This window comes from Streptomyces sp. CRN 30 (assembly GCF_034105845.1).
This window is the reverse complement of the sequence record NZ_JAVRHI010000520.1, coordinates 1-9,044: the sequence shown is the minus strand read 5'-3', so window position 1 is coordinate 9,044 and position 9,044 is coordinate 1. Positions and strand designations below refer to the sequence as shown.

Genomic DNA, 9,044 nt, shown 5'->3' with positions numbered 1-9,044 from the left:
GGCCGCCCACCCCGTACGGGGTGGGCGGCCGCCTCCCATCCGCGCACCGGCTCAGTCCGGGTACAGCCCGGACAGTTCGCCGGCGTACTTGTCCCGGATGACGCGGCGCCGCATCTTCAGCGACGGCGTCAGCTCGCCGGTCGCCGGGCCCCACTCCTCGGTCAGCAGCTCGTAGCGCTTGACCTGTTCGGTGCGATTGAGCCGGGCGTTGGCGGCGGCCACCGCACGGTCCACCTCCGCCCGGACGGCGGGGTGCCGCGCCAGCCCGGCCGCTCCCCCGTCCGCCTCGACGCCGTTGGCCGCGGCCCAGGCGGGGGCGGCCTCCGCGTCGAGCACCAGCAGGGCGACCAGGTAGGAACGGTTGTCGCCGTGCACCATCGCCTGGCCGATCAGCGGGTGTTCCTTGAGCGCGTTCTCCACCAGGGCCGGCGAGACGTTCTTGCCGGTGGAGGTGATGATCATCTCCTTCTTCCGGTCGGTGAGCCAGAGGTAGCCGTCCTCGTCGATCCGGCCGATGTCGCCGGTGGCCAGCCAGCCGTCGGCGTCCAGGGCGGAGCGCACCGAGCCGTCCGGCTGGAGGTAGCCGGAGAAGACGGACGAGCCCCGCACCAGGATCTCGCCGTCCTCGGCGGTGCGGATCTCCACGGACTCCACCGGGCGTCCCACCGAACCGAGTCGGAAGCCGGTCCTCGGGCTGTTGCTGGTGGCCACTCCGGTGGTCTCGGTCAGCCCCCAGGCGTCCATGATGACGACCCCGAAACCGGCCCAGAACCGCACCACGTCGGCCGGCATCGGCGCTGACGCGCTGGCCGTCCAGGTCACCCGGTTGAGGCCTCCCGCGGCCAGCATGGGCAGCAGCACGTCCTCGCGGGCGCGGGCGTAGCGCTTCTCGAGTTCGGCGGGCGGCGTCTCGCCCCGCTCGCGGTACCCGACGTGCTCACGGGCGACCTCGAACGCCTGGTCGATGACGGTTCGCTGCTCGGGCGGCATCAGCGAGAGGACGGCCCGTACGGCGGCGGACAGTTTCTCCCAGACCCTCGGCACGCCGAAGAACTGCGCGGGGCGCACCTTGCGCACCACCTCGCCGACGCGTGCCGGGTCGGCGCAGAGGTGGACGTGCGAGGCCCGGTGACAGGGCAGGTAGATGCCCAGCATGCGCTCGGCGATGTGGGCGAACGGCAGGTAGCAGATGTGCTCGACGTGCGGGGGCAGCTCCACGACGGCGTCCAGCGCCAGGGCGTTGGACATCACCACGCGGTGGGTGAGGACGACGCCCTTGGGCTCGCCGGTGGTGCCGGAGGTGTAGACGACGGTCAGCGGATCCTCGGGGCGGGCGGCGTCCAGTGACTCGTCGTCGATCCGCTCCGGCACCGGCTCGCGGAGCAGTGCGGCGTACGGGAGGTGGCTGCCCTCCGCACCTTCCTCGGCCACCACCAGCCGCTCCAGCGGGGTGTCGGCCTCGGTCAGCAGCGGCTCCCACACGGCGACCTGCGCCGGCCCCTCGACGAGGGCGAGGCGGGCCCGGCAGTTGCGGGCGATGTGGGTGATCTGCTCGGGGGACGCGGTGCCGTAGACGCTGACCGGGACCGCGCCGAGGCGGACCAGCGCCAGGTCCGACAGCCAGTGTTCGGGCCGGTTGGACATCATGATCAGGACGTGGTCGCCGCGGCCGACGCCGAGGGCCCGGTAGCCGGCGGCGAGTCGGCGGGTCCGCTCGTGGATCTCCGCCCAGCTGAGCGTCGTCCAGTCGCCGTCCGGGACCGTCGACTGCCAGGAGAGACCGGGGAGTTCGGGGTGGTCGTGTGCGTTCCGCGCCAGCAGCTGCGGCAGGGTCCGCGCGGCCGGGTCGTCGGGCAGGTCGCCGGTGATGCGGGGTGCTGGTCTCATCGGGGCCTCCTTGCGGGTCGGAAGGGGCGTCCGGGGGGCCGGGGCGGGGAGGGCCCCTGCGGGCGTGTCGGTCGGAGTCCGGGTCGACGTGGGTACCGGAAGCGGAGTCGGGTCGGGAGCGGGCGGCCGACCGGTCAGAGGCGTTCGACCACGTTGGCGATGCCCATGCCGCCGCCGACGCACAGGGTCGCCAGCCCGTACCGCAGGTCGCGGCGGTGCAGTTCGTCCACGAGGGTGCCGAGGATCATCGCGCCGGTGGCGCCGAGGGGGTGCCCCATGGCGATGGCGCCGCCGTTGACGTTGACCCTGTCCAGGCTCGGTCCCATGTCCTTGACGTAGCGCAGGACGACGGCGGCGAACGCTTCGTTGATCTCGAACAGGTCGATGTCGTCGACGGTCAGGCCGGCCTTCGCGAGGGCCTTGCGGGAGGCGGGCGCGGGGCCGGTCAGCATGATGGTGGGATCGGCCCCGGACACGGCGGCGGAGACGACGCGGGCGCGCGGGGTCAGGCCGTGGCGCTCGCCGGCCTCCCCGCTGCCGAGGGTGACCAGGGCGGCGCCGTCGACGATGCCGGAGGAGTTGCCCGCGTGGTGGACGTGGTCGATCCGCTCCACCCAGTGGTACTCCTGCAGCGCTACGGCGTCGAAGCCGCCCAGCTCGCCGATGTCCGCGAACGACGGCCTCAGCCCGGCCAGCGAGTCGGCGGTGGTGCCGGGGCGCGGGAGTTCGTCGCGGTCGAGGACCGGCAGCCCGTTGCGGTCCCGCACGGGGACGACGGAGCGGTCGAAGCGCCCGTCCTTCCACGCGGCGGCGGCCCGCTCCTGGGAGAGCGCCGCGTACTCGTCCACATCCCGCCGCGAGAAGCCCTCCAGGGTGGCGATCAGGTCGGCGCCGACGCCCTGGGGGACGAATCCGGTGGCGTCGTTGGTACGCGGGTCCAGCGCCCAGGCGCCGCCGTCGCTGCCCATCGGGACCCGCGACATGGACTCCACACCGCCCGCCAGCACCAGGTCCTCCCAGCCGGACCGGACTTTCGCCGCCGCCATGTTGACGGCTTCGAGACCAGATGCGCAGAAGCGGTTTTCTTGTACGCCCGCCACCGTCTCCGGCAGCCCCGCGAGGACGGCGGCGGCGCGGGCGAGGTCCGCGCCCTGGTCGCCCAGGGGGCTGACCACACCGAGCACGACGTCGTCGACCGCCGCCGGATCGAGGTCCGGGAAGCGGCGGAGCGTCTCGTGGATCAGGCCGACGACCAGGTCGATCGGCTTGGTGCCGTGCAGGGCCCCATCGGCCTTGCCGCGACCGCGCGGGGTGCGGATCGCGTCGTACACGTATGCTTCGGTGCCCACCTCGGGTGCCTTCCTGGTCGGGTCCGCCGGCTCTTCCTGTGCCCTCGGTCGGCTTCAGTCGGTCGGCCGGCGTTCAACCGAGCAGCGAGCGGCCGATGATCTCCTTCATGATTTCGGTGGTGCCTCCGTAGATGGTCTGGACACGGCTGTCGAGGTACGCCCGGGCCACCCGGTACTCGCTCATGTAGCCGTAGCCCCCGTGGAGTTGCAGGCAGCGGTCGACGACCCGTTTCTGCAGTTCGGTGGCCCACCACTTGGCCATCGAGGCGTGCACGGCGTCGAGCCGGCCCCGGCTGTGCTCGGTGACGCAGCGGTCGACGAAGGTCCGGGTGACCGCGGCCTCGGTGGCCATCTCGGCGACCTCGAAGCGGATGTGCTGGAGCCCGGCCAGCGGTCGTCCGAAGGCCTTCCGCTCCTTCACGTACCGCAGGGTGACGTGCAGGATCTCCTCGGCCGCCGCGACCGCGCCGACCGCGATGGCGAGCCGCTCCTGGGCGAGGTTGCCCATGAGGTAGGTGAAGGCCCGGTTCTCCTCGCCCAGCAGGTTCTCCTTGGGGACGCGCACGCCGTCGAAGAACAGCTCGGCGGTGTCCTGGGCCTTCTGACCGATCTTGTCGAGGTTGCGGCCGCGGTCGAAGCCCGCCATGCCGCGCTCGACCACGAGGAGGCTCTGCCCGCCGCTGCCGCCCTCGGGGGTGGTACGGGCGACCACGACGACGAGGTCGGCGAGGATGCCGTTGGAGATGAAGGTCTTCACGCCGTCGAGCAGGTAGTGGTCGCCCCGGTCGGTGGCGGTGGTGCGGATGCCCTGCAGGTCGGAACCGGCGCCGGGCTCCGTCATGGCGAGGGCGGTGACGAGGTCGCCGGAGACGAAACCGGGCAGCCAGCGGCGTCTCTGCTCCTCGTCGGCGAGCCGGGTCAGGTACGGGCCGACGATGTCGTTGTGCAGGCTCAGGGCCAGCCCGGAGGCGCCGGCGCGGGCGAACTCCTCGATGAGGACGGCGCTGTACCGGAAGTCGTCGGTCCCGCCGCCGCCGTACTCCTCGTCGACGGCCATGCCCAGCAGTCCCTGGCGGCCCGCCGAGCGCCACACCTCCCGGTCGACGACGCCGTTCTCCTCCCAGCGGTCGTGGTACGGGGCAACCTCCTTGGCGAGGAAGCTTCGCACCGTCTCGCGGAAGGCCTCGTGGTCGGGGCCGTACAGGTCGCGTTCCAGGGTCACAGCCAACTCCTCACGTGCTCGATCAGCCGGGCGGGGTCGGGGCCGACGGGGGTGACGTTCAGCATGGTCACGCCCGCCTCGCGGAAGACCTCGACGCGGTCGCGGACGTATCCCTCGGGGCCGGCCAGGCAGAGCCGCTCCAGCAGCTCGGCGGGTACGGCGGCCTCCGCGTCCTTCCTGCGGCCCGCGAGGTAGTGCTCCTGGACGGCGGCCGCGGCGGCCTCGTAGCCGTAGGAGCAGAGCAGGTCGTGGTAGAAGTTGCGGCCGGGCGCGCCCATGCCGCCGACGTAGAGGGCGACGGTGGGGCGCATCAGGTCGCGGACGGCCTCGGCGTCGTCGCCGATGGCCAGCAGGCCGCCCGCCACGACCGCGAGCGGGCCGAGCGCGGGGTCGCGCTCCGCGGCGCCCTCGGCCAGGGACCGGCCCCAGACGTCGGCGGCGTGTTCGGGGACGTAGAGGAACGGCAGCCACCCGTCGGCGATCTCGGCGGCCAGCCGCACGTTGGCCGGGCCCAGCGCCGCGACGTGGACCGGAACGGTGTCGCGGACCGGGTGGTTCAGCAGCTTCAGCGGTTTGCCCAGGGTGCCGCCCTCCTCGGCCGGCAGGGGCAGGTGGGTGATGCCGTGGTGCTCGATCACCTCGCGCCGCCAGATCCGCCGGGACAGCTCGATCACCTCGCGGGTGCGGCCCAGCGGGCGGTCGTAGCGGCGGCCGTGCCAGCCCTCGACGACCTGGGGTCCGGAGGCGCCGACACCGAGGATCGCGCGGCCGCCGGTGAGGGCGTCGAGGCCGGCGGCGGTCTGGGCGATCAGCGCGGGGGTGCGCGAGTAGACGTTGAGAACGGCCGAGCCGATCCGCATCCGCTCGGTCTTCGCGGCGAGGTATCCCATGATCGTCGGGGAGTCGAAGCCGTACGCCTCGGCCACCCAGACGGCGTCGAGGCCCGCGGACTCCAGGGCGGCGGCCCGGTCCGCGGCGGCGCGCGGATCGTCGGCGTAGGCCAGGGGTGAGGACAGTTCCATCGGCAGTCGGTCCTTCAGCGGTGGTGGCGGTGACCGTTCGGCGGTGGCGGCGCGGGTCGTTCAGGGGCGGTCGTCCAGCAGTCCGGGCACTCCCCAGTCGCGGGCCACGTCGGAGGTGTGGGCGCCGGGTACGGCCGGGGGGAGGCGGAGGGTGCCGGGAGTGTCGGAGAAGCGGGGGGCGGGGGCGGGCTGGGTGATGCCGTGCGCCTCCACGTAGGTGCCCCGGCCGGTCAGGTGCCGGTGGCCGGCCGCCTCGCGCAGTGAGAGCACGGGTGCGACACACGCGTCGGTGCCCTCGAAGACCGCCGTCCACTGCTCGCGGGTGGCGGTCGCGAACCGGGCGGTGAACAGGTCTCGCAGGCCGGGCCAGTTACCCGGATCGGCGCGGTCCGGCAGGTCCTCGCCGTCCAGGCCCAGCAGGGTGACGAACTCCGTGTAGAAGTGGGGTTCCAGGGCGCCGACCGCCATCCAGCCGCCGTCGGCGGTGCGGTAGACGCCGTAGTACGGGCAGCCGCCGTCGAGCAGGTTGCGGCCGCGCGCGTCCTGCCAGGTGCCCTCGGCGAGCATGCCCCGGAACATGGCCGTGAGGTGGGCGGTGCCGTCCACGATCGCGGCGTCCACCACCTGGCCGCGGCCGGTGGCGCGGGCGGTGAGCAGCGCGGCGAGGACGCCGGTGGTCAGGTAGAGGGAGCCGCCCGCGTAGTCGCCGAGCAGGTTGACGGGGACGACGGGTGGTCCGTCCGGTGCGCCGACCATGGAGAGGGCGCCGGCGGTGGCGATGTAGCCGATGTCGTGTCCGGCCCGGGGGGCGAGGGGGCCGTGCTGGCCCCAGCCGGTCATCCGCCCGTACACCAGCGCGGGGTTGGCGGCCGTGCACTCCTCGGGGCCGACTCCGAGCCGCTCCGCGACACCGGGCCGGTACCCCTCCAGCAGGATCTCGGCGCGCGCCGCCAACGCCCTCACCGTTCCCGGCCCTTCGGGCGTCTTGAGGTCGACCAGGACGGAGCGCTTGTTGCGGTTGGTGACGTCGTGGGCGGGATCGCCGCCGAGCGGCGAGGGACCGGGGCGGTCCACGCGCACCACGTCGGCGCCCAGGTCGGCGAGGAGCATCGCGGCGAACGGGCCGGGCCCGATGCCCGCCAGTTCGACCACGCGCACGCCGTGCAGCGGACCCGCCGGGTCGCGGCCGGAAGGGTCGGTGGGGTGTCGGCTCATGCGTTCCTCTCTCGGTCGCGGTGCAGGGCGGACTCACCGCCGGCACCGCCGTCAACCGGGGACTTACTGAGCGTTCGCTAAAACGTAGGAGTGCGGCGCCGGTCGGTCAACTCCTCGCGCACAAACAGGTTTTGTCGAGGGGAGCTGGGGAAGTGACACCAAGCCGAACGACGGATGCCAGGTTTCCCTGATCGATCGCTAAGTCGGCGGAAGGAGGTGTGCCGGATGCACGGCCGCACGATGTCGCCGACCGCCGCCCGTCCCGAGGAGGGCCGTTGAACACCGCGCCGAGCCAGGACACCACACCGTCGGCGGAGCACTGGCGCTCCTACGCACCGCTCGACCTGCACCCGATCCTCATGCACGCCATGCAGGCCTTCAACGAGCAGGGTTACCACGGCACGTCCGTCCGGGACATCGCCGGCCGGGTCGGCGTCACCGTGCCCGCGCTGTACTACCACTACGCCAACAAGCAGGCCCTCCTGGCCACGCTGCTGGAGACGTCCATCAAGGACGTCCTGGACCGCTGCCGGGCGGCGGCCGGGGAGGCCGGGAACGACCCGCTGGAGCGTTTCTGCGGCATGATCGAGTCGATCGTGCTCTCCATGGCGCACCGTCAGCGACTGGCCTTCCTGGACACCGAGATACGGAGCCTGGAGCCCCAGAACCGGGCACGTTACGTCGCCCTGCGCGACTACCTGGAACACATGCTGCTGGACACGGTCGAGGCGGGCCGCGCCCAGGGCGTGTTCACCACGCCGATCCCGGCCGACGCGGTGCGCGCGGTGCTCGTCATGTGCCAGGGGGTCGCCAACTGGTTCCGTGAGGACGGCCCGCTCACCGCGGAGGAGGTCGCCGAACGCCACGTGCTGCTGAGCCTCGGCACCGTCGGCCACCCCGGCGCGGTCACCGGCGGCCCTCCGTCGCCGTTCCCGCGGCGCGCTTCCCGGTGACGCGGCAGGGCGCCGCGCACCCACGTCGGCACCGAGTCACCACCGAGGAGAGGACACCCCGCATGGACGTGCTCGAGGCCCGCAGCCGGTTCAAGGAGCTCCAAAGGAAGGGCGGCCCGGTCGACCCCTCCGAACTCGACACCATCTGGACGGTACTGGCCACCGTCCGCCCCGAGGACATACTCGGCGAGTGGCAGGGCGGCGAGTTCCGTACCGGTCACCCCCTCGACGGCACGCTGGCGGAGGCCGGCTGGTACGGCAAGACGTTCGCCGCCGTGCAGGACGCCAAGCCGCTGATCTGCCGTGACGCGGCGGGCGGACTGTACTCCAACCGCGAGCTCGGCAAGGGCGAGGCCAGCCTGTGGACCGTCGAGTTCCGCGGTGAGGCGACGGCCACCATGATCTATGACGGCCGGCCGGTCCTCGACCACTTCAAGCGGGTGGACGACACCACGCTGATGGGGATCATGAACGCCAAGGGGGTGCCCGCCGAGGGTCCCTTCTTCTACTTCTTCCTCGAGCGCGTCCCCGAGGCCCCGCGCGAGGGCCCGCCGCGGGACGCCCGTGCCGGAGAGGGCTCGTGAGACGCGTCCGCGCCGCGGTCACCGAGGCGCCGGGCGCCCCGTTCACCGTGCGGGACGCCGACCTCGAGGACCCCCGGCCCCGCGAGGTGCTGGTGCGGATGACCGCGGCCGGCATCTGCCACACCGACCTGGCGATGCGGGACACCTGGCCCCGGCGGCTCACCCCGATGGTCTTCGGACACGAGGGCGCCGGCCGCGTCGAGGCGGTGGGCGCGGAGGTGACCGGCGTGGCGCCGGGGGACCACGTCTGCCTCAGCTTCGCCCGGTGCGGCGCCTGCGAGAGCTGCGCGGCGGGCCACCCGGCCTACTGCCACGCCGCGCGCGCCCTCAACTTCTCCGGTGGACGCGGCGACGGCACCACCCCGCTCGCCCGCGACGGAGCACCGCTGCACGCCGGCTTCTTCGGCCAGTCCAGCTTCGCCACGTACGCCGTCGTCCACGAGAGCGGCGTGGTGAAGGTGGACCCCGGCCTGCCGGCCGCGGTCGCCGCGCCGCTGGGCTGCAGCGGTCAGACGGGCGCGGGCACCGTACTCAACCGGCTGCGCCCCGCACCAGGTTCCTCGCTGGTCGTGCTGGGCGCGGGCGGGGTCGGGCTGAGCGCGCTGATGGCCGCGGTGGCCGTGGGCTGCGACCCGGTGGTGGCCGTCGACCCGGTCGCCTCCCGCCGTGCCCTGGCCGTCGCACTCGGCGCCACGGCGGCCCTGGCGCCGGGCGACGGCCTGGTGGCGGCGCTGCTCGACCTCACCGGCGGCGGCGCACAGCACGTCGTCGACACCACCGGCCGCCCGGAGACGGCCCGCCTGGCCGTCGCC

The 9,044-nt window shown here is 73.4% G+C and carries 8 protein-coding genes; 3 read left to right on the top strand and 5 right to left on the bottom strand.

Annotation, left to right across the window (positions count from 1 at the left end; translation table 11 throughout):
- Window positions 1–51 precede the first annotated feature (51 nt).
- The 5 genes from UW392_RS60950 to UW392_RS60930 form a co-directional block, all read right to left on the bottom strand.
- Window positions 52–1,887 carry an AMP-dependent synthetase/ligase gene (locus UW392_RS60950; RefSeq protein ID WP_320784129.1) on the bottom strand — a complete coding sequence of 612 codons (1,836 nt, stop codon included), beginning with the start codon at window positions 1,885–1,887 and terminating at the stop codon, window positions 52–54.
- Between the two features lie 134 nt (window positions 1,888–2,021).
- A complete protein-coding gene (locus tag UW392_RS60945; protein ID WP_320784128.1) occupies window positions 2,022–3,236 on the bottom strand; it encodes an acetyl-CoA C-acetyltransferase in 1,215 nt (404 codons plus the stop codon).
- Between the two features lie 73 nt (window positions 3,237–3,309).
- Window positions 3,310–4,458: an acyl-CoA dehydrogenase family protein gene (locus UW392_RS60940; RefSeq protein ID WP_414497610.1), complete on the bottom strand. Its 1,149-nt coding sequence runs from the start codon at window positions 4,456–4,458 to the stop codon at window positions 3,310–3,312.
- Window positions 4,455–5,480 carry an LLM class F420-dependent oxidoreductase gene (locus UW392_RS60935; protein ID WP_320784127.1) on the bottom strand — a complete coding sequence of 342 codons (1,026 nt, stop codon included), beginning with the start codon at window positions 5,478–5,480 and terminating at the stop codon, window positions 4,455–4,457. The genes UW392_RS60940 and UW392_RS60935 overlap by 4 nt, the downstream gene beginning before the upstream one ends.
- A 60-nt stretch (window positions 5,481–5,540) precedes the next feature.
- On the bottom strand, window positions 5,541–6,695 hold the full coding sequence (locus UW392_RS60930; protein ID WP_320784126.1) for a CaiB/BaiF CoA-transferase family protein: 1,155 nt from the start codon (window positions 6,693–6,695) through the stop codon (window positions 5,541–5,543).
- Between the two features lie 275 nt (window positions 6,696–6,970).
- Between UW392_RS60930 and UW392_RS60925 the strand changes: the two genes are divergently transcribed.
- From UW392_RS60925 to UW392_RS60915, 3 genes are all read left to right on the top strand, one after another.
- Entirely contained in the window at window positions 6,971–7,648 is a 678-nt protein-coding gene (locus tag UW392_RS60925) for a TetR/AcrR family transcriptional regulator (protein ID WP_320784125.1), read from the top strand.
- 62 nt (window positions 7,649–7,710) lie between these two features.
- Window positions 7,711–8,232, top strand: coding sequence for a DUF4334 domain-containing protein (locus UW392_RS60920; protein WP_320784124.1), 522 nt, complete (start codon window positions 7,711–7,713; stop codon window positions 8,230–8,232).
- On the top strand, window positions 8,229–9,044 hold an 816-nt coding region (locus UW392_RS60915), incomplete at its 3' end, for an alcohol dehydrogenase catalytic domain-containing protein (RefSeq protein ID WP_320784123.1). The genes UW392_RS60920 and UW392_RS60915, both read left to right, overlap by 4 nt.